Below are 22,804 nucleotides of genomic sequence, written 5' to 3'. Positions count from 1 at the left end.
GGGAACGTACAGCACGACCCGGAGTTTTTACGGAGGGACACGCCCAAAAAATTAAAATAAATAGAATATGTTACACCATTTTAAATACAAAATAATTGCTTTCGTAATCTTGATTGCTGCTGTGAATAGCGGTTGTAAATCGGGTACGGGGCATTCAAAAAAGGAAACGGCTGTTATTTTGAAAGCTGATAATTTTAAGCATTATGTTGATTATTTCAACACGATGGAAGACGAGAATTTGAAATTTGCAATTCCGAATGACAGTGCGTGGGTTTGGATGAAATCCAATATTCCTTTGTTTGAATGCCCACAACAAAATTTTGAGGAGATTTATTATTTCCGTTGGTGGAGCGCTCGAAAACACATCAAAAAAACACCGCAGGGATTTGCGATTACGGAGTTTTTGGTGGATCGTTCGTATGCCGATAAATACAATATGATCAGTTGTGCGCTGGGTCATCACATCAATGAGTTTCGATGGGTTCACGATCCGCAGTATTTGGAGCAGGACGTTCGTTTGTGGTTTCGGGGAAATGATGGCAAGCCGATGAAAAAGCTGAGAACCTTTAGCAGTTGGACAGCCGATGCCTTGTACAACCGTTATTTGGTGAATAAAGACGACAAGTTTTTACTGGATATGTATCCTGATTTGGTTGCCGAATACGCTGCTTGGGAAGGTGACAGAAAACGCAAGGATGGATTGTTCTGGCAGTTTGACGTAAAAGACGGAATGGAAGAATCGTTGAGCGGGGCAAGAAAATTCAGAAATGCGCGTCCCACGATTAACAGTTATATGTACGGAAATGCAAAAGCTTTGGCAAAAATGGCAAAGCTAAAAGGTGATGCCAAGCAAGAAAGTTATTTTACTGCGAAAGCTGATACGCTTCAGCAGTTGGTGGAAACGAAATTATGGAATCCTAAAAGTGAATTTTTTGAGACTTTTACAGAAAAAGATACGTTGGCACAAGTAAGGGAAGCCATTGGGTTTATTCCTTGGTATTTCAATTTACCGCAGAAGGATAAAGGTTTTGAAAAAGCTTGGGAACAAATAAAAGATGAGAAAGGGTTTTCGGCCCCTTTTGGATTGACAACTGCTGAGCGCAGAAGCCCTCGTTTTAGAACGCACGGAACCGGAACTTGCGAATGGGACGGCGCAATTTGGCCTTTTGCCAGTTCGCAAACCTTGACGGCTTTGGCCAATGTTTTGAATAATTATAATCAAAATAGCGTTGGTAAAACGGATTATTTTAAGCAAATGGATTTGTATGTACAATCACAATACTATCGAGGGAAACCGTATTTGGGAGAATATTTAGACGAAACCACTGGTTATTGGTTGATGGGTGACAGAGAGCGCAGCCGTTATTACAATCATTCAACTTTTAATGATTTAATGATTACGGGATTGGTAGGTTTACGACCAAGAGCTGATGAAAAAATTGAAGTGAATCCGTTGATTCCACAGGAAAAATGGGATTGGTTTTGTTTGGATAATGTGTTGTATCACGGGAATATCATCACGATTCTTTGGGATAAAACAGGGGAGAAATATAAGAAAGGAAAAGGTTTCAGAATTTTTAAAAACGGAAAAGAAATTGCTGTTTCAGAAAAATTGGAGAAATTAGTATCGGAATAATATTTAGTATTAGACCTGACAGGTTTTTAAAACCTGTCAGGTCTAAACCGCTTAAAATAAAACTTATGAAAAAAACATTTCTATATACATTTATCTTAATTGTATCGCTCTGTTTTTCTTTGGCAAAAGCCCAAAATAAAATCAGCGCTACAAATCTGCAATGCGAAATGCTCAACAATCCGGAAGGAATTGATGTGGTGCAACCGCGTTTGAGCTGGCAAATAAAGTCTGATGTGAATGATGTAAAACAAACGGCCTATCAAATTATGGTTGCTTCGACATTAGAAAATCTGAATGCGAACAAAGCCGATTTGTGGGATAGTGGAAAAGTAGTAAGTAACGAATCTGTCAATATTATTTACAACGGAAAAAGGTTGGGAGACCGACAAAATGCGTTTTGGAAAGTAACCGTTTTTACCAATAAAGGAGAAATAAAATCGGCTACAACTGCACATTTCAGTCTAGGAATTTCAACTTATTCTGATTGGAAATCGACTCGTTGGATTGGATATGAAAAATTGTCGAAGGAAGATAGCGTTTCCCAGTATTCCAGATTATCGGCTCGCTATTTGCGAAAAGAAATCGATCTAAAAAAGCAAGTTAAAAATGCCAAGGTTTATATTATGGGGATGGGCTTGTATGAATTATACATCAACGGAAATAAAATTGGCGACCAAGTATTGGCACCCGTTCCAACAGATTACACCAAAAACGTAAAATACAATGTTTTTGATGTGTCTTCACAATTGAAAGAAGGCAAAAATATGTTGGGAACGATTTTAGGAAACGGACGTTTTTTTGCGATGCGTCAGGATTACAAACCGTATAAAATAAAATCATTTGGTTTTCCGAAACTGGCGTTGCAATTATTTGTTGAATATGCCGATGGAACCAACGAAATAATCCGAACAGACGACACCTGGAAGCTAACTACCGACGGGCCTATTTTGTCCAACAACGAATATGACGGCGAAGAATACGATGCCCGTAAAGAAATGAAAGATTGGAACAAAACCAATTTCGACGATAAGACGTGGGTTAATGCTAGATACGTACAAGAACCAGGAGGTTTTTATGAAGCGCAAATGACGCCTAATATGAAAATAATGGGCGAGGTAAAACCAATCTCCATAAAAGCGACTCCGAAGGGAACCTATATTTTGGATATGGGTCAAAATATGGTAGGCTGGTTGCAACTGAAAGTAAAAGGAAAAAGTGGAGACCAAATCACGATGAAATTTGCCGAGTCTTTACAGGCTGATGGTTCGCTGTATATTGCAAATTTACGTGATGCCAAAACAACCGATGTATATACTTTAAAAGGCGAAGGCGAAGAAATTTGGGAACCTCGTTTTATATTTCACGGATTTAGATTTGTAGAAATTTCGGGTTATACGACCAAACCCACTTTGGATAATTTCATCGGAAAAGTGGTTTATGACGATATCAAAACGACCGGAACTTTTGAATCTTCGGATGCCACGATGAACCAGATTTTCAAAAATGCTTATTGGGGAATCAGGGGGAATTACAAAGGAATGCCAATCGACTGTCCACAACGTAACGAGCGTCAGCCTTGGTTGGGAGACCGAACCACAGGTGCTTATGGCGAAAGTTTTTTATTCAATAACCAGACTTTGTATGCCAAATGGCTGGACGATATTAAATATTCCCAAACCCAAGATGGAGGATTGCCCGATGTAGCGCCGGCGTTTTGGCGTTATTATGGCGATAATGTGACCTGGCCGGGAACGTACATCACGGTTGCTGATATGTTGTACCAGCAATTTGCAGATAAGGAAGTGATTAAAAAACAATATCCATCTATGAGAAAATGGATGGTGTATATGGAAGAAAATTATTTGGTAAACGATTTAATGGACAAGGATAAATATGGCGATTGGTGCGTTCCACCGGAATCATTAGAATTGATTCGTTCCAAAGATCCTGCCCGTTTAACCGATGGTCAATTGTTATCGAGTGCGTTTTATTATCAGTTGTTGGGCATAATGAAAAAGTTTTCCAAAATCGCGAATGCTGAAACCGATATTTTGCATTATGATGATTTGTCAACAAGAATCAAAAAAGCATTTAATGCCAAATATTTGAATACCGCAACGAATAGCTATGCTAATAATACTGTGACAGCAAATGTGTTGCCTTTGGCTTTCGGCATGGTTCCTGAAAACTTAAAAGAGAAAGTGTTCCAAAATATGGTTCACGAAGTAGAGGTGACTAAAAAAGGTCATATCAGCACAGGCGTAATCGGAACACAATTTTTGATGCGAACACTGACGAACTTTGGAAGAGGGGATTTGGCTTTCAAACTGGCTTCCAATAAAACTTATCCAAGTTGGGGTTATATGGTTGAAAACGGAGCCACCACTATTTGGGAATTATGGAATGGAAACACTGCAGACCCCACAATGAATTCTCAAAATCACGTGATGCTTTTGGGCGATTTGTTGATTTGGTACTACGAAAATATTGCGGGAATCAAGAGCAAACCTGAAACGCCTGGTTTCAAGCAAATCATTATGAAACCTGATTTCAATGCCGGATTGACTTTTGTAAATGCATCTTATGAATCGATTTACGGTCTGATTAAAAGCGATTGGAATAAAAATAAAACTAATTTAGTTTGGAAAATTACCATTCCGGCCAATTCATCGGCACTCGTTTATTTGCCAACAGCGAATGCTTCGGATGTAAAAGTGAATAAGGAAAAAGTATCAAAAAACTATAAAACAGAAAACAATAAATTGGTTCTTGAATTGCCTTCTGGAACTTATGAGATAAATGTAAATAATATAAAACAATAATAATGAAAACCTTAAAGACAACATTCCTTCTACTTTTAACCGTATTACTTTTGGGAAGCTGTAAATCGGCTTTGGAGAAAAAAACCTGGAAAGAAGGAATTTTAGTAGATGAATTTATATACGAAAAAGCACCTTACCCTTCTTGTCACGCCGTGACGATTGTGGAAGCAACCAACGGAGATTTAGTGTCGTCTTGGTTTGGAGGAACTGCCGAAAGAAATCCTGATGTATGTATTTATGTAAGTAGAAAACTGAAAGGAAGTGATAAATGGACTGAAGGTATTCAAGTTGCCGATGGTGTAATGAAAGAAGGACCAAGATTACCAACTTGGAATCCTGTTTTGTACCAAATTCCAGGTGGTGATTTAATGTTATTTTACAAAATTGGACCAAAACCATCTGAATGGTGGGGAATGTTAAGAAGATCTTCTGATGGCGGAAAAACTTGGTCGGAAGCTGAAAAAATGCCTGAAGGGTTTTTAGGACCTATCAAAAATAAACCAGTATTGTTAAGCAATGGAACACTATTGCTTCCTTCAAGTATCGAAGGTGATGGATGGCGTTTGCGTATGGAATCAACTCCGGATTTTGGTAAAACATGGGTTATGGGAGACACTTTATCTAGAGGAAAACAAAAAATCAATGCCATTCAGCCAAGTATTTTGTTCCATAAAGACGGAAGTATTCAGGCCATTGGAAGAACTAGAAACAGAGCCATTTTTAGTACATTTTCTAAAGATAACGGAAAAACCTGGTCGGATATAGAGTTAATTGGTTTGCCAAACAATAACTCTGGAACCGATGCGGTAACGCTTAAAAACGGAAAACATCTGTTGGTTTACAATCACGTTTTGCCTCCTGGTGATTTGGCAAAAGGTCCAAGAACGCCGTTGAATGTTTCTATTTCTGATGATGGAATTCATTGGAATGCAGCTTTGGTTTTAGAAGATTCCAAAATCAGCCAGTACTCGTATCCATCGATGATTCAGAGTTCAGACGGAATGGTGCATATCGTTTACACTTGGAGAAGAGAAAAATTGAAATACGTAAAAATCGACCCTAGCAAATTAGTGGCACTTCCAATCAAAAACGGAATCTGGCCTGGAGATGAAAATAAAGTGGTAAAAGCCGTTAAAGCGGAAGAAGAGTAATATTTACAAATCAAAATTTGTGCGAATTTGGGGTAAAAAAAACAATATGAAAAATAATAATTTTATCAAAACTACTGCTTTAGTTCTGACATTCATTTTTGCAGGAACATTTAGTAGTACCGTTTCGGCCCAGTCATCGAAAAAGCAACGCTACAAAGTGGCAGTTTGCGATTGGATGATTCTAAAAAGACAAAAATTGGGTTCCTTCGCTTTAGCTGCCGAGATAAAAGCTGACGGAATCGAACTAGATATGGGAGGGTTGGGAAACAGACCCACTTTTGACAGCAAACTAGGCGACCCAATCGAAAGACAAAAATTTATGGATAAGTCCAAAGAATTAAATGTCGGAATCAGTTCTATTGCGATGTCTGGTTTTTATGCTCAATCTTTTGCCAAACGAGAATCGATAACACTGATGATTGAAGATTGCGTTAAAGCAATGAAAAATATGAATGTGAAAGTGGCTTATTTGCCTTTGGGTACAGAAAGTGATTTGGTCAAAAATCCAGAATTACGTCCGATAGTGATCGAAAGATTGAAATGGGCTGGTAAACAAGTGGGTAAAATAGGCGGTGTCATTGCCATTGAAACTTCATTGAGTGCCACTGAAGAGAAAAAACTATTGGAAGAAATCGGCTGTAAATACATCAAAAGTTCCTTCAATTTTGCCAATGCGGTAGATAATGGAAGAGATATTGCAACCGAATTAAAAATTTTAGGCAAAAAACATTTGGCACAAATTCACGCTTCAACTACTGATAAAGTTTGGTTGGAAAATGATAAAGCGGTAGATATGCCAAAAATCAAGAAAACGCTGGACGATATGAACTGGAAAGGTTGGCTAATCGTAGAACGTTCCAGAGACGTAACTCAGGTTCATAACGTAAAAGCAAATTATGGCGCAAATGTCGCTTATCTAAAACGTATTTTTCAGAATTAAAAATTAAATGCCACGAAGGCACAACGATACAAAGAAAATTTATGTTCAACGGTTTTAATAAATTATTGACTTTTAAAACTTTGCGTCTTTGCGTCTTTGTGGCAAAACAAAAATCACAATACAAATGAAATATTTAAGCTTACTTTTTTTAGGATTATGTATCACTTTTGCATCAGCGCAAAACATTACCATCGTTCGTGATTCGAAAGCGCCTAGAGCTCACTTTGGTTCGGAAAAACTATCGGAAATAGCAACCTCCAAAGGATTGAAAGTAGTTTTTGCAGATAAAGCTCCAAAAAAATCAAAAGACAAAGTTATCGTGATTGGCGAAAAAGGAACTGATTTCTGGAAACAAAACTCTAAAAATGCTAAAATAGACGACAGCAAACTAACCAAAAAGGAAGGTTTTCAAATCCGTACACAAAAAAACACAATCTATATTGAAGGAACAGACGCCACCGGAACTTTGTATGGAGCTATGGAATTGGTAGATCGTATCAAGAGTTCAGGCGAAATTCCGTCGGAGATTAATATCGAAGATAGCCCAGAAATGGTCTTGAGAGGTTCTTGTATCGGAGTGCAAAAAACGACCTATCTTCCGGGAAGAGACGTTTATGAATATCCGTATACACCCGAAACTTTTCCTTGGTTTTACGATAAACAACTGTGGACGAAGTATCTTGATATGATGGTCGATAACCGACTAAATTCCTTGTATTTGTGGAACGGTCATCCTTTTGCCTCTTTGGTGAAACTAAAAGACTATCCGTTTGCGCTTGAAGTGAGCGAAGAGGATTTCAAAAAAAACGAGGAAATCTATAAATACCTTACCGTTGAAGCCAACAAAAGAGGAATCTGGGTTATTCAAATGTTCTATAATATCATTGTTTCCAAACCTTTTGCGGAGCATTATAATATCAAAACCCAAGATCGTTCACGTCCGATTACTCCAGAAATTGCCGATTATACCCGAAAATCAATCGCAGCTTTCATAGAAAAATATCCTAATGTTGGATTGTTGGTGTGTTTGGGAGAAGCCATAAATACGGTTGAAGATGATGTGGAATGGTTTACAAAAACCATCATTCCGGGCGTTCAGGATGGTATGAAAACCTTGGGAAGAACAGACGAGCCGCCAATTATTCTTCGTGCGCACGATACTGATGCGCCTTTGGTAATGGAAAAATCGCTTCCGTTGTATAAAAATTTATACACAATGCACAAGTACAATGGGGAGTCGTTGACGACTTATACACCGGGTGGTCCGTGGGGAGAAATTCACAAAAAGTTAAGTTCTTTGAATTCTGTTCATATTTCCAACGTTCATATTTTGGCGAATCTGGAACCTTTCCGTTACGGATCACCGGATTTTATCCAAAAAACGGTTAAGGCAATGCATAATATTCACGGTGCCAATGCGCTGCATTTGTATCCGCAATCATCCTATTGGGACTGGCCTTACACGGCTGACAAAACCGACAAGAGATTATTGGAAATGGATCGTGACTGGATTTGGTACAAGGCTTGGGCAAGATATGCCTGGGAAAGTAAAAGAGACAGAAATGAGGAAATTCAGTATTGGGACAAGCAATTGGCGGATAAATTCGGAACCGATACCGAAGCCGGAAATAATATTTTGAAAGCCTATGAAGAAGCCGGAGAAATTGCCCCCAAAACATTAAGACGTTTCGGAATTACCGAAGGAAATCGTCAAACCTTATTGTTGGGAATGTTCGAAAGTCAGTTGGTTAATCCAGCAAAATGGCGCGTTTACCCAGGATTCCACGAATCTTGCGGACCAGTTGGCGAATTGCTTTTGGAGTACGCCAAAAAAGAATGGAATAAAGAACCACACGTTGGGGAATTGCCAACGCAAATCATTGCCGAAATCACGCAACACGGAAAATTAGCCGTTGAAGCTATCGATAAAGCAGAAGCAAAAGTAACCAAAGACAAGGAAGAATTCCTGCGTCTTAAAAACGATATGCACGCTTACAAAGCCTTTGCCGATTTCTTTTCGGAGAAAGTAAAAGCCGCTATTTTGGTCTTGCGTTACAGCTATTCCAACGAAATTTCCGACTTGGATAAAGCCCTTCCGCATTTGGAAAAAAGCATAGTACATTATGAAACTTTGGTCAATTTGACAAAAGACCATTATTTGTACGCCAATAGTATGCAAACCGCGCAACGCCGAATTCCAATTGGCGGAGACGACGGAAATAACAAAACCTGGGCAGAATTATTGCCGCATTACGAACGCGAGTTAGCCAATTTCAAACGAAATCTTGCCCTTTTGAAATCGTCAAAAGGTGGAAAGATCGAAAAGGCAGCAAGCAAACTGTGGCAAACAGCCGAAGTCACTTTGTTGAGCGAAAACAAAGCAACTTATCCAGTTAAAAAAGGAACAAAAGTATACGGAACTCCCATTTCGGAACTTATAAAAGTAGCCCCTGAATTGCAAAATCTAAAAGGAATTACTTTCGATGAAACGGCACAAAATGAGAACGGAACGCACCTGAAATTCAAAAATACTAAAGCCGTAAAATTGGTTGTCGGTTATTTCAATTCAGACCAAAAAAGATTTTTATTTCCGCCAAGTTTAGAAACGGATGCTGCCGGAAATGCTCACGGTCAGGCCGAAGTTATCCTGGCAAGTGCGATGAATTTGAAGGAATTGCCACGAATAAATATTCACACCTATACGTTTCAACCGGGCGAAAACAAACTGGATTTAGGCAAAGGAAAAGTCTTGATTTTAGGTTTCATCGATGCGAATCAAAACATTACAACCCGTGATGTTGGTTTTATCGACGAAGGAGAAAAAGCAGCGATTGATTGGCTTTTCTATTAAGATGACGATTCCGCTTTCAACCCTATCAGGGTTCAAAACCCTGATAGGGTTAAAATTGAACATAGCAAATGAAGAAATTAAATTACATAGTATATTTTTTATTTATTGGTTGCTTTGCTTGGTCGCAAAGCAATGACAAGACAGCGAAATTCCGTAAAGAAGTTTCGCTGAACTCTTCTTGGGAAACTATTGTTTTGGACAAGCTGCAAGAGCAGGAAGAATCCTTTGTGAACAATCCAAAGGTTGATGAACAATGGCAAAAAGTAAACGTGCCACACAATTGGGATCAATATTATGGATTTCGAAGAACAAAACACGGCAATTTACACGGCACCGCCTGGTACCACAAAACGTTACAATTAGATAAACAAGATATATCAAAAAGACTTTTCCTTTATTTTGAAGGCGTAAGTTCGTATGCAACCGTTTGGGTAAACGGTAAAAAAGTAGGCACGCACAAAGGCGGAAGAACCACGTTTACAGTCGATATTACAAAAGCCGTTTCTTTCGAAAAAGTAAATGATATAATAGTCAAAGCATCCCATCCATCCTTTATTGCCGATTTGCCTTGGGTTTGTGGCGGCTGTTCCGGCGAATGGGGATTCTCTGAAGGCTCACAACCAATGGGTATTTTCAGACCCGTAACTTTAGTTGTTACGGATGAAGTTCGCATAGAACCTTTTGGAGTACATATTTGGAATGATAAAACAGTTTCCAAAGAAAAAGCCATTCTGAATGTTACCACCGAACTCAAAAACTACGGAAATTCCAACCGAAAACTAACCATTACCAATACACTTTTCGATAAAGAAGGGAAAAAAGTAGCATCCTTTCAAAGCGAAACCAACAGCCTTGTTGGCGAAACAAAAGAAATAGCACAAACACTTCCCGAAATTTCAAACCCAAAATTATGGTCGCCAGCCAATCCGTATTTGTATCAATTGGTCACCACGATTTCTGAAAATGGAAAGAAAATCGACGAATTAAAGACACCTTATGGAATCCGTTGGGTTTCCTGGCCGGTGAGCAGAGACGGAAAAGACAATCGTTTTTATATCAACGACGAACCTTTGTTCATCAACGGAACCTGCGAATACGAACATTTAATAGGAAACAGTCATTCGTTTTCAGACGAGCAAATTCATTCGAGAATCGAACAAATAAAAGCGGGAGGATTTAATGCTTTTCGAGAAGCGCATCAGCCTCACAATTTAAAATATCAGGAAGAACTAGACGAAAATGGGATCCTGTTTTGGAGTCAGTTTTCAGCACATATTTGGTACGACACACCCGAATTCAAAGAGAATTTCAAAACCTTATTGCGAGAATGGATTAAAGAACGCCGAAATAATGCGTCAGTCGTAATGTGGGGATTGCAAAACGAAAGCACCATCCCAAAAGAATTTGCAGAAGAATGCACCAAAATCATCCGCGAAATGGATCCAATGTCGGCTTCGCAACGCATTGTAACCACCTGTAACGGAGGTGAAGGAACCGATTGGAATGTTGTGCAAAACTGGTCGGGAACCTATGGTGGCGATCCATTCAACTACAACGTTGAAATAAGCAAGCAATTATTAAACGGAGAATATGGCGCCTGGCGTTCACACGATCTGCACACCGAAGGCGAATTTGACCAAAAAGGAACTTTGAGCGAAAATCGTTTCTCCCAATTAATGGAAATAAAAGTCCGTGAAGCCGAATCGGTAAAAGATAAAATCGCGGGACAATTCAACTGGCTTTTTGCCTCGCACGAAAATCCGGGACGAGTACAAAATGGCGAAGGTTTTAGGGATATTGACAAGGTTGGGCCAGTCAATTACAAAGGGCTCTTCAGTATATGGGGAGAACCTCTAGACGCTTATTATATGTACCGCGCCAATTATGTTTCGAACAAAACCAATCCAATGGTGTATATCGTTTCGCACACCTGGCCGAATCGTTGGGATGCTCCGGGAATCAAAAATGGTATCGATGTGTATTCCAATTGCGATGAGGTTGAACTATTCAATGATGTCAATAAATCATCACTCGGAAAATTAAAAAATCCGGGATTGGGTCAGCATTTCCAATGGAATAATGTCAATATTCAATACAATGTTTTGTACGCCGTAGGTTACGTAAACGGAAAAGCAGTTGCCAAAGATTATATCATTTTGAACAGTTTGCCAAAAGCGCCAAATTTCAACGCATTAGAAACCAAAAAAGAAACAATTTTAAAACCTCAAAAAAACTACAATTATATTTACAGATTGAATAGTGGCGGTAGCGAAATCAAGGATTTTTTTAGGAATACTTGGCAGGCCGATGTTCATAAAAGCGGAGAAAATACCTGGGGTTCTTTGTCGTGGACGGATAATTTCAAGCAATTACCTGATTTTTATGCGAGTCAAAGAAGTACTTTCGACCCAATTTCGGGAACCAAAGATTGGAAATTATTTCAGAGTTTCAGATATGGAATCGACAAATTGCGTTACGAATTCCCAGCACCAGACGGAGAATATTTGGTGGAATTGTATTTTACGGAACCGTGGTACGGAACCGGTGGCGGACTGGATTGCAAAGGCTGGCGTTTGTTTGACGTAGCTATCAATGACAATGTGGTTTTGAAAGATTTTGATATTTGGAGCGAAGTCGGACACGATGCTGCACTTAAGAAAACATTTGTAGTGAAAAGCAAAAACGGAAAAATCGTTATCTCTTTCCCAAATGTAAAAGCAGGTCAGGCGATAATTGCGGCAATTGCGATTGCAACCAAAGATAAAACGATAAAAGGAGCTTCAACTTCGCCAAGAAATATTCAGAATGTTACGAGTAATTCAGAGACTAAAATCGGTTCTTGGCTGGATCTAAATTCCAAACAATATTCAGATTCTGAAGTTATTTTTACGCAATTACCTGCAGAAGTTTTTGGAGCAGATTATTTGCAGTTTTCAGCAAATTCGAAAGCTTCAGGTTCATATGTAATCAAAGAAGATTCTGAAGTGTATCTATTTAGTAAATCAAAAGATTCTATTTCAGGTTACAAAAAAATGCCTGAAACGGCTAAAAATTCAGATAGAGTAGAATTTTCTGTTTTTCATAAAAAAGTCAAAAAAGGAGAAAAAGTGCTTTTTAAAAATTCAGAAAATCAAAGTACTATTGCTGTTATTCCAACCTATGATATGGGCGAAAAAGACGATTCACGCCCAGTTGTGCTTTTGGAAGCGGAAACTGCCAAAACCACTGGAACAGGAATCGAAAAAGGAAACTTCAAAAAAGCGGATTACATCGAATTTACACAAAAATCGAAAAACAGTATTCAATTTGAAGTAAAACCGGGAGTAGCGGGAATTTATCTGATGCGTTTCCGTTTTATGAACAGAAACGATACGCCGTTAAAAGTCAAATTCAAAATGGAAGATGCCTACGGAATTCTGATGCGAAATGACACCATTGAGTTTTTTCCTTCCACAGAAAAATGGAAAATATTGAATACCACTTCAGGAGGTTATATCAACGCAGGAATTTATAAAATCACGATAGAATCTGAGGATATGAAAGGTTTGCTTTTGGATTCTTTTGAGTTTCAATAATCGTCATTGCGAGGAACGAAGCAATCACATAACGAGAGCAACAAATGTGATTTCTCCTTCGTCGAAATGACAAAGCAGTCTGAAAATTAGAATAGTATAAAAAAAATAAGTTTATGAATAAGCATAAAAACGTTTTACAAAAAGTCGGAACAGCAATCGTATTGTTGCTTCTTGTCGCCTGTGCATCCACAAAAAAACAAGCCCGAATTGTTGAAGATTTTAATAAAAACTGGAATTTCAAATTAGGAGATTATCCTCAAGCTATCAATGCCAATTTCAAAACTGCCGATTGGAGAAATTTGCAATTGCCACACGACTGGAGCATTGAAGGAGCGTTTAATAAAGACAATCCAACCAAACAAGCACAAGCATTTTTGCCTGCAGGAATGGGTTGGTATCGTAAAACATTTACGCTTCCTGAGAATTGGAAGAACAAAACCGTTTTGATAGAATTTGACGGCGTTTTCAAAAACAGCGAAGTCTTCATAAACGGACATTCGTTAGGAATTCGCCCGAACGGATACATTTCATTTAGTTACGAATTGTCACAATACCTGCATTTTGGAACGCAGGAAAACGTCATTGCCGTAAAAGTCGATAATGATGCGCAACCCAATTCCAGATGGTACACCGGTTCTGGAATTTACAGAAATGTACGATTGGTTGCCAGCGAAAAACTGCACGTTGCACAATGGGGAACTTATGTGACAACGCCGGAAGTTTCGGCAGAAAAAGCTTCGGTTCATTTGGAGGTAACTATCGAAAATAAAACAAATGCTGAAAAAGAATTCCAATTGGTAACTTCTATTTTGGATGCGAATAACAAAGAAGTAGCAAATGCCACTACAACAGAAAAAATCGGTGCCAACACCAATGCAAAAAAGATTCACAATCTAAACGTGAATCAGCCAAAATTGTGGGATACTGAAAATCCGAATCTATACAAAATTGTCACTACGATTTATGAAAATTCAAAAGCAGTCGATAATTACGAAACGCCTTTAGGGTTCCGTTTTTTCAGTTTTGATGCAGAAAAAGGATTTTCATTAAATGGTGTTCCGACCAAAATATTAGGTGTTTGCCTGCATCACGACAACGGCGCTTTGGGTGCTGTAGAAAACATTCACGCAGTCAAAAGAAAACTGAAAATTCTGAAAGAAATGGGAACCAATGCCATCCGAATGGCGCACAATCCGCATTCGTTAGAAATGATGCAATTGTGTGACGAAATGGGTTTTATCGTTCAGGATGAAGCTTTTGATGTTTGGAAAAAGAAAAAAGTAACCAATGATTATCATAAAGATTGGGATGCGTGGCACAAAAAAGATTTGGAAGATTTTATCAAAAGAGACCGTAATCATCCATCAGTGATGATGTGGAGTATTGGGAACGAAATCAGGGAACAATTTGACAGCACCGGAATTGCGATTACTAGAGAACTGGTTCAAATCGTAAAATCGCTGGACACCACTCGTCCCGTTACGAGCGCTTTGACAGAGAATATTATAGAGAAAAACTTCATTTATCAATCGGGTGCTTTGGATTTGTTGGGATTCAATTACAAACACGAAGATTACAAAGATTTCCCGACTCGTTTCAAAGGACAAAAAATAATCGCCTCCGAAAGTGTTTCGGCGCTTGAAACCCGCGGACATTACGATTTCCCTTCGGACGTGATGAAAATCTGGCCACCAAAACACAATGCTTCGTTTGACGGGAATAAAGATTTCACCGTTTCGGCTTACGATCAGGTAAAATCCTATTGGGGAGCAACGCACGAGGATAATTGGAAAACTATCAAGAAACAGGATTTTATGGCGGGGACTTTTATTTGGACAGGCTTCGATTATCTGGGCGAACCCGATCCTTATCCGTATCCCGCAAGAAGTTCTTATTTCGGAATTATAGATTTGGCAGGTTTTCCAAAGGACGTCTATTATATGTACCAAAGCGAATGGACGACCAAACCCGTTTTGCATATTTTTCCACACTGGAACTGGACCGCAGGGCAGGAAGTCGATGTTTGGGCGTACTACAACAATGCCGATGAAGTAGAGCTATTCCTAAACGGAAATTCATTAGGCAAAAAAGCCAAGCAAAATGATGATTTGCATATTTCTTGGAGAGTAAAATTCGAACCCGGAACGATAAAAGCTATTTCTAGAAAGAACGGCGTAGTAGTCTTGGAAAAGGAAATTCATACCGCTGGAGCAGCAGCTAAAATAGCTTTAGTTGGCGACAAACAAACCCTAAAAAACGATAGCTACGATTTGGTTTACGTAACCGTTTCCATTACCGATGCCGATGGGAATTTAGCACCAAACGCCAATGATTTAATCAATTTTGAAGTAACCGGCGGAGGAAAATTAGTTGGAGTTGACAATGGCTATCAGGCAGGTTTAGATTCGTTCAAAGCCAATTCCTGCAAAGTCTATAATGGCAAATGTATCGCCATCATTCAGTCAAATGGCAAGAAGGAAAACATTCAGTTAAAAGCTTCGTCAACCAATAGTATTTCAGCGGCAACGATTGACATAAAAGTAGAATAAGAACAGATAAATAATATTTTAAATCAGAATAATGGAAAGAGTTTTTGCAGAATATCTTATCGAAACCCCTTATAATGTAGAACAAGCTGCGGCAGTTTTGGCTGGTGAACAATCATCAGGAACTTTTGTATCTGTTCCGGGTGAAACCGAAGAATTGAAAAAACGTTTTGCAGCAAGAGTGGAAGACATTCAATTATTGGATTTATCAGACACGCCTTCTATTCCAGGAGGAAGTATTCCAGGGAAAAAATACCAGAAAGCAAGAGTAAAAGTAAGCTGGTCGATTGAAAATTTTGGTTACAATTTACCTGTTTTGATTAGTACTTTGCAGGGGAATTTATACGAGATAACCCAGTTTACCGGTTTGAAACTGATGGATTTTGAACTTCCTGATTCTTTTAAAAATCATTTTAAAGGGCCGAAATTTGGGATTCAAGGTTCAAAATTATCCTGTGATGTTGTTGATAGACCAATGATTGGGACGATTATAAAACCAAGTATAGGAATGAGTATTGATGAAACCGCCACTTTGGTAAAATCATTGATTGATGCCGGAATTGATTTTATAAAAGATGATGAGTTGATGGGATCTGCCGCCAATTCTCTTTTCGATGACAGAGTAAAAGCGATTATGAAAGTCATCCGTGACAACGAACAAAAAACAGGAAAAAAAGTAATGTATGCCTTCAATATCAGCGATGAAATTGATGAGATGCAACGAAAATACGACTTGATTAAAAAGGAAGAAGGAAGTTGCGCTATGATTAGTGTCAACAGTGTAGGTTTAAGCGGTACAAAGAAAATTTGTGACCAAGGCGACCTCGTAATTCACGGTCATAGAAACGGCTGGGGAATGTTGAACAGACATCCTTTGTTGGGAATAGAATTTCCTGCTTATCAAAAAATTCAGCGTTTGGCAGGCGTAGATCAACTGCACGTAAACGGAATTCAGAATAAATTTTGGGAGTCTGATGATTCTGTGGTCACTTCTATTCAATCTTGTTTAAAACCATTTTTGGGTGGATATGAAGTTTTACCCGTAGTGTCCTCTGGACAATGGGGTGGACAAGCGGTTGAAACCTATAGAAGAACACAAACCACCGATTTATTGTATATGGCAGGTGGCGGAATTTTGGCACATCCAATGGGACCAAAAGCCGGAGTAAATGCGCTTCAGCAAGCTTGGACTGGAGCTGTTGAAGGTTTGTCTGTTGAAGAAATTGCACAACAATATCCAGAATTTGCAGCATCGGTTAAGAAATTTTCTAAATAATGAAACAGAAAGATAAATTACTATTGGCCTATTATGGCGATGATTTCACAGGGTCTACGGATGCCCTTGAATTCCTGACATTGGCCGGAGTGAAAACAGTTCTCTTTCTTCGAAAACCAGAACAAAAGGATTTAGACCGGTTTCAAGGAATTCAGGCTATAGGTTTGGCCGGAAAAAGCAGGTCGTTATCGCCTTCAGAAATGGAAGCGGAACTTTTTCCCGCTTTCGAAAACCTGAAAAGTTTTGAGCCGGCACATTTTCATTATAAAGTTTGTTCTACTTTCGATTCCGCGCCACACGTTGGTAATATTGGTAAAGCGATTGAAATTGGAAGTAAAGTCTTTGATCAAAAAACGGTATTGGTTTCGCCATCAGCGCCACATTTGGGAAGATTTTGTGTTTTCGGAAATCTATTTGCCCGTATGGGAACTATAGGAAACGGTGAAATTTACCGCATCGACCGACATCCTTCGATGAGTAAACATCCCGTTACACCCGCTCACGAAGCCGACTTGACACTACATTTGGCAAAGCAAACAGTCAAATCCATAAGTCTTGTTAACCTGACGACAATCGAAAAGGGTGTGCCAGAAGTTCTCGAAGCAGTTGCAAACAACAAAGCGGATGTTCTGTTTTTTGATGGTTTTAATTTGGAACATTTGAAAACTATTGGAAGTGTTTTTAACCAATTGGCAACAGAAAAAACATTGTTCTCTGTTGGTTCATCCGGAATTGAAATGGCTTTGGGATTGGATTGGAAAGATAAAAAAATCATAGGAAACAAAATAGAATTTGAATCACAGGGAGAAGTTTCACCTTTACTCGTTTTATCGGGAAGTTGTTCCCCGGTTACTTCAAAACAAATTGAATATGCTTTAGGAAATGGATTTCTGGAAATTGCATTAGAGAGCAATGCTATCGACATTCAAAATCAGGCAGCAGTTATTAAAAGTATAGTTTCTCAAATTGTAGCCAATTTCAATAATGGTAAAAGCACAATACTGCATACAAGTACAGGACCAAACGACCCGCGTATTGCAGAAACTGAATTGTATTTAGCAGCAAAAGGAGTGGAAGCAAATGACATTCAAAAACAATGCAGTACAATTTACGGAAGTATTCTTGGGCAAATAACCAAAGAAGTACTAAAGATCGTCAAAATAAAAAGAATCCTTTTTGCCGGTGGCGACACTTCCAGTTATGCCGCATCCGAATTGGATATTTTGGCACTGGAAATGATTGCTCCATTAGCTCCCGGAGCGCCGCTTTGTAAGGCTGTTTCGGACAATGAATGGGTAAATGGAATAGAAATGAATTTTAAGGGTGGCCAGGTTGGTACCGCCGATTATTTTATAAAAGTTTTAAAAGGAGAAAAATTATGAAAGCAAAAACATTAGGTTTTGTACATACATCGGCAACATTGGTTCCGTTGTTCCAACAATTAAGCAGCGAGTTTTTAAAAGGTGTAGAAACTTTTAATATTGTGGATGACAGCTTGATAAAAGACGTTATCAAAAAAGGAAAATTAATGCCCAATACGGCCGCTAGAGTGGTTAGTCATGTTCAGGCTGCAGAAGCTGCTGGAGCCGATGTAATATTGGTAACCTGTTCTTCTATTGGCGTTGCCATTGAAACAGCAGCTACATTAAGTGGTGTTCCTGTAATTCGAGTGGATCAAGCTATGGCTGATGAAGCCGTGCAAATCAGCAATAAAATTGGGGTGATTGCCACTTTGCCTACAACATTGGAACCAACCAGCGATTTGGTTAGAAGAAGAGCGGAATTGGCAGGCAAAAATGTAACGATTACTGCAAAATTATGCGAAGGCGCTTTTGAAGCTTTAATGAGTGGAGAAGCCGCAAAGCATGATGAAATGGTAGCCGAAGCTTTAAAAGAATTAATGAAAGAAGTGGATGTAATTGTTTTGGCTCAAGCTTCTATGGCTCGCGTTGTAGATAGTCTAAGTGCGGAAGAAAAATTAGTGCCGATTTTGGCAAGTCCGGCCATTGCTATGAAAAAATTGGCGGAGCTTTATTTTTAAAATAAAGTTCAATTAGTGATTTTGGAGCAGAAAGATTTGGCATTTTTGGCAATATCGTCCCGCTTTCCGTTACAATCTTTTGTGCCGAACACCGGCACAAAAGGATTTTCACTGCAATCGGGGCTAGGAGTTAGGATTTGGTTTTATAGCCATCATCTAAAAAATACATAACACATTTAAATACAAATTGTATGCGTAAATATTTTCTTTGGGCTGCCCCAATATTTTTCATTGTTGCTGGTTTGGGCTGGTTGCAGCAAATGGATGTCATATGGAAACTGGGATTGATTTTTGGTTTTTCAAGTATTGCCATTGGGGTTGGACATCTGAAAGCATTAAGCGGTTATCAATATACTTTTTGGATTATTACCGCAGTGTGTGCGGGGTTAATTTATCCAGATGTATTCTTGCACGTTGGCAGTTTCGATATGCGCAACAAGTGGCTCATCCTAATCATTATTCAAATGGTGATGTTCGGAATGGGAACTCAAATGAGTATTGAGGATTTTACGGGAATCCGAAAATCGGGAAAAGGGGTGCTTATTGGTTTGCTGGGTCATTTTACCATTATGCCTCTTATGGGTTTTTTGATTGCCAAGACTTTTGGTTTTGAACCCGAAATAGCGGCAGGGATTATTTTAATTGGATCTTGTAGTAGCGGCTTGGCTTCAAATGTGATGACCTATATTGCCAAAGGAAATTTAGTTTTATCAGTTACCGTAACGGCAATGTCCACTTTGGCAGCGCCCATTATGACTCCGTTTTTAATGAAAATATTTGCGGGTACTCTGGTAGAGGTTCATTTTTTTAATATGATGATGGAAATTATTAAAATTGTCCTTGTGCCTTTAGCAGCAGCAATGGTGCATGATGTTTTAAAAACCTACGGTATTGTAGCACAAAAAAGGATAATTATTTTGACTATCCTGTCAACGCTTTGGCTTGGTATTGTTTTTCTCGTTGGAGATTCTTTCGGACTTGCAGACGACAGTACAGCTGCACATATATTAGAAATCGTTAACTTCTTGTGCGGAGCTTTCATTGTAGGTTCATTGTACCATTTGCTGTATAAAGTGTACCCTAAAATAGATGCGATTATGCCTTATTTTTCGATGTTTGGTATTATCTATTTTACATTGGTGACCACTGCTGCAGGAAGAGATAATTTAATCCAGATTGGATTCTTACTTTTTCTGGCTTCTGTCTTACACAATGGAGCGGGCTACTTTTTCGGCTATTGGTTGAGTAGAGTCAGTGGTTTGGACAAAAAAAGCTGTCAAACGATTGCTTTTGAAGTAGGCTTGCAAAACGGAGGAATGGCATCGGGACTGGCTGGATCAATGGGGAAATTGGCTACGCTAGGATTGGCTTCTGCGGTATTTAGCCCGTGGATGAATGTTTCCGGTTCTTTATTGGCAAATTATTGGCGTAAAAAAGGGGATAAGGAGGAAGCTGTTTCCGTTCAGTTTAAAAGGTCTGAAGCAAATTAGAAATTCAGATTCTTTCATTTGTCACAACTCTTCAAGCAAAATAAAAACTTTAGAAAGTTAAAGTAAATTAAAAAATAATTATAAATAAATTTTAATATAATGGCAGCACAAACAAATAAACAGGCTTTTAGTGGAATTATTCCACCAATGGTAACTCCTTTATTATCAGATAATCTTACATTGGATGTCAAAGGGGTTCAGCATCTTGTAGAACATTTGGTTTCGGGAGGTGTTCATGGAATATTTATTCTGGGGACAACTGGTGAATCAACGAGTTTAAGTTATAAAACAAGAGAACAACTCATTATTGAAAGCTGTAAAGCTGTAAATGGAAGAGTTCCGGTATTTGTGGGTATTACAGATACTTCAATTGAGGAAAGCATCCATTTGGCTTTAATAGCAGAAAGAGCTGGAGCTGCGGCTGTCGTTGCTGCACCGCCTTATTATTATGGATTAGGACAGGAAGAGTTATACAAGTATTATTGGAGTCTTGCGGACCAACTTACCTTGCCGCTTTTCTTATATAATATGCCTTCGCATACCAAAATAAATATCGATGTAAAAACAGTGGTTCGTTTGTCTGAACATCCGAATATCATTGGTTTAAAAGACAGTTCGGCCAATGCGGTTTATTTTCAATCGCTTTGTTATTTACTAAAAACAAATTTTAGCCTTCTGGTAGGTCCAGAAGAAATCACGGCAGAAACTGTGTTGATGGGAGGTAATGGAGGAGTTAACGGAGGTGCCAATCTTTTTCCAAAGTTATATGTAGCATTATACAATGCAGCAGTAGCCAAAGATTTTGCTCGAATTGACGAATTACAAAACCTGGTAATGGAAATTAGTACTAAAATTTACACTGTAGGATCTTATGGATCCAGTTATCTGAAAGGATTGAAAGGCGCTTTGTCGGCATTGGGAATTGTTGAGGCAAATATAGCTCCGCCATTTACCACATTTGATGAAAAAGAAATGACGAAGGTAATTGCAAATATCAAGGAAATCGAAGCCGAGATTGCCAAAGTTTTGTAATTCGAATTACTAAAAAAAATAAAAATTAACCATTTAAGGGATATAAGGTCATTTAAGTTTTAGCTTAGATGAACTTATATCCCTTAAATGGTTTAAATAGTTAGGTATTTATAAATGTTTATTCAGATTTAATACTATTTTCTGTCATGTTTACCGTTTTTGGATGCAAGGTAACAAGCTGCAAAATAATGGCAACAACGACCACGATGGTTAATAATACAAATATATGGCCCATTCCTCCACTGTCAGCAGCTTTTCCTAAAAATTCAGTAATAACTGCTCCCGCAGAAATACCGACCAAGTTCATGATACCATATCCAGTAGCACGATAACGGGGTGATACGAACTGGCAAAGAATAGGCATATTGTTGGTGTCAAAGACACCAAATCCAAGACCAAATAGCATTCCTCCAGTTAAAATGGCTTCAAGACTGGTTCCATTACCCAATAAAAAGAGTGCCGGAATCGTAAGAGTCAAACCGATTACGCTTGTATAAATACGTCCTTTAAGGTTCTTCATTACCCATTTGTCTGAAATGAAACCACCAATCAAAACTCCCACAAAAGATGACATTGCGATGGTAACGGTAGCCATAGGACCTGCAAGTGACATATCGAGATGCAGTGTTTCTGAAAACAATGTTGGCAACCAGTTTTTGGCCGCCCATCCAGGCAGACTCGGAGCCGAGAAATAAAATAGTAAAACCCAAAAAGATATATTCCCGAACAAGATGCCCAGTCCCTTGAACATTTGCCTAAATTCTGTTCCCATCGATAATTTTTGGGAGGGATCATGAACATACCCTTTCTTTTCTTTTATGAAAAAGATCAGCACAATACTGTAAATAACACCAATCAGACCGACAGAATGAAAGGTAAAATGCCAAGAAAAATGTTCAGAAACAGTAGCGCCAAATCCACCCAGCGCTTGCCCTAAGTATATTCCAGTAGTATGAATGGCTATAGCAAAAGAACGGGTGTTGCCTTGATGGTAGTCGGCTATCAATGATAAAGCGGCAGGAATATAGAAAGCCTCGCTGACACCCATAACCGCACGTAATACATATATTTGATTGAAAGTAGTGGCGTAACCCATGGCCATCGTAACACCCGACCAGACAAAGAGACTGCAAACAATCATGTTTTTTCGGTTCATCCTGTCTGCAATAATACCGGAAATTGGGCTCATTAAGGCATAAATCCAAAGGAAAATAGCCATTAGGCGGCCAAAGTTTTCGGCCTTGGCCAACTCTGGAATATCAAGCATCATTGCCGGTTTCATCGTAGAAAGCATCTGGCGATCCAGATAATTTAACAATGCCACAAACCACAATAACCCTACAACTATCCAAGGATACGATTTCTTTTCACTCAATTTTGCAATCATACTATCTTTACTATAATTATTAATTTAGATTTAATTATTTTATTCTTTATCCAATAT

General features: G+C 38.7%; 13 protein-coding genes. 12 read left to right on the top strand and 1 reads right to left on the bottom strand.

Features of this window, described 5'->3' with window-relative positions; genetic code table 11:
• Nucleotides 1-67: 67 nt before the first annotated feature.
• The 12 genes from ACM55K_RS15395 to ACM55K_RS15340 all read left to right on the top strand — a co-directional run bounded on the left by ACM55K_RS15395 (nt 68) and on the right by ACM55K_RS15340 (nt 21,360).
• On the top strand, nt 68-1,636 hold the full coding sequence (locus tag ACM55K_RS15395) for an MGH1-like glycoside hydrolase domain-containing protein (protein ID WP_416851157.1): 1,569 nt from the start codon (nt 68-70) through the stop codon (nt 1,634-1,636).
• Between the two features lie 65 nt (nt 1,637-1,701).
• Nucleotides 1,702-4,458 carry a glycoside hydrolase family 78 protein gene (locus tag ACM55K_RS15390; RefSeq protein WP_416851156.1) on the top strand — a complete coding sequence of 919 codons (2,757 nt, stop codon included), beginning with the start codon at nt 1,702-1,704 and terminating at the stop codon, nt 4,456-4,458.
• Nucleotides 4,459-4,460: 2 nt separating this feature from the next.
• Nucleotides 4,461-5,609 carry a sialidase family protein gene (locus ACM55K_RS15385; RefSeq protein WP_416851155.1) on the top strand — a complete coding sequence of 383 codons (1,149 nt, stop codon included), beginning with the start codon at nt 4,461-4,463 and terminating at the stop codon, nt 5,607-5,609.
• A gap of 46 nt (nt 5,610-5,655) precedes the next feature.
• On the top strand, nt 5,656-6,549 hold the full coding sequence (locus ACM55K_RS15380; protein WP_416851154.1) for a sugar phosphate isomerase/epimerase family protein: 894 nt from the start codon (nt 5,656-5,658) through the stop codon (nt 6,547-6,549).
• A 124-nt stretch (nt 6,550-6,673) separates the two neighbouring features.
• Nucleotides 6,674-9,400, top strand: coding sequence for an alpha-d-galacturonidase (locus ACM55K_RS15375; protein WP_416851153.1), 2,727 nt, complete (start codon nt 6,674-6,676; stop codon nt 9,398-9,400).
• Between the two features lie 68 nt (nt 9,401-9,468).
• Nucleotides 9,469-12,975, top strand: coding sequence for a malectin domain-containing carbohydrate-binding protein (locus ACM55K_RS15370; RefSeq protein WP_416851152.1), 3,507 nt, complete (start codon nt 9,469-9,471; stop codon nt 12,973-12,975).
• A gap of 113 nt (nt 12,976-13,088) precedes the next feature.
• Complete coding sequence (locus ACM55K_RS15365) at nt 13,089-15,524, top strand: glycoside hydrolase family 2 TIM barrel-domain containing protein (RefSeq protein WP_416851151.1); 2,436 nt, start codon at nt 13,089-13,091, stop codon at nt 15,522-15,524.
• A 31-nt stretch (nt 15,525-15,555) separates the two neighbouring features.
• Nucleotides 15,556-16,797: a ribulose-bisphosphate carboxylase large subunit family protein gene (locus ACM55K_RS15360; protein ID WP_416851150.1), complete on the top strand. Its 1,242-nt coding sequence runs from the start codon at nt 15,556-15,558 to the stop codon at nt 16,795-16,797.
• Entirely contained in the window at nt 16,797-18,179 is a 1,383-nt protein-coding gene (locus tag ACM55K_RS15355) for a four-carbon acid sugar kinase family protein (RefSeq protein ID WP_416851149.1), read from the top strand. Before ACM55K_RS15360 ends, ACM55K_RS15355 begins: the two co-directional genes overlap by 1 nt.
• Nucleotides 18,176-18,838: an aspartate/glutamate racemase family protein gene (locus ACM55K_RS15350; RefSeq protein WP_416851148.1), complete on the top strand. Its 663-nt coding sequence runs from the start codon at nt 18,176-18,178 to the stop codon at nt 18,836-18,838. The genes ACM55K_RS15355 and ACM55K_RS15350 overlap by 4 nt, the downstream gene beginning before the upstream one ends.
• Before the next feature lie 191 nt (nt 18,839-19,029).
• Complete coding sequence (locus tag ACM55K_RS15345) at nt 19,030-20,328, top strand: bile acid:sodium symporter family protein (protein WP_416851147.1); 1,299 nt, start codon at nt 19,030-19,032, stop codon at nt 20,326-20,328.
• Between the two features lie 99 nt (nt 20,329-20,427).
• Nucleotides 20,428-21,360 carry a dihydrodipicolinate synthase family protein gene (locus ACM55K_RS15340; protein WP_416851146.1) on the top strand — a complete coding sequence of 311 codons (933 nt, stop codon included), beginning with the start codon at nt 20,428-20,430 and terminating at the stop codon, nt 21,358-21,360.
• 118 nt (nt 21,361-21,478) lie between these two features.
• On the opposite strand, the gene ACM55K_RS15335 is transcribed toward ACM55K_RS15340, so the two are convergent.
• Nucleotides 21,479-22,747: an MFS transporter gene (locus tag ACM55K_RS15335; RefSeq protein WP_416851145.1), complete on the bottom strand. Its 1,269-nt coding sequence runs from the start codon at nt 22,745-22,747 to the stop codon at nt 21,479-21,481.
• Nucleotides 22,748-22,804 lie beyond the last annotated feature (57 nt).

Origin of the sequence: Flavobacterium arabinosi (genome assembly GCF_048158725.1) — a bacterium.
GTDB lineage: Bacteria > Bacteroidota > Bacteroidia > Flavobacteriales > Flavobacteriaceae > Flavobacterium > Flavobacterium arabinosi.
This window is presented reverse-complemented; position numbering and strand designations above follow the sequence as displayed.